We start from the raw sequence: 297 nt of genomic DNA on the forward strand, positions 1-297 counted from the left end.
TGTGATTTTGGAACCTTTGAGTATAAGAATTATCTGGAACTTTCCGGGGATACGGAGTATCAGCATTTTATCGACACGCTGGGGAGAGAGGGATTTCCCGGCGGGGAGACCACGGAGGCGTTTAAAGCCCGGACAGTGGAGGCATTTCAGGAAGTATGGAAGGAAATTTCTTCTCAGACTGAACGGGGGGCTGACCGGACACTCGTTTTTGTCGTTCATGGAGGAACGATCATGGCAGTCATGGAGGCATTTTCGGAGGAAAAGAAAAGTTACTATGACTGGCAGGTTGGGAACGGG

General features: G+C 49.8%; 1 protein-coding gene. It reads left to right on the top strand.

The window, feature by feature from the left end:
- Nucleotides 1-297, top strand: a 297-nt coding sequence (locus PZH32_RS13075; RefSeq protein ID WP_275208683.1) for a histidine phosphatase family protein, incomplete at both ends; no start/stop codon positions are given.

This window comes from Adlercreutzia equolifaciens (genome assembly GCF_029076695.1).
Taxonomy (GTDB): Bacteria; Actinomycetota; Coriobacteriia; order Coriobacteriales; family Eggerthellaceae; genus Adlercreutzia; species Adlercreutzia equolifaciens_A.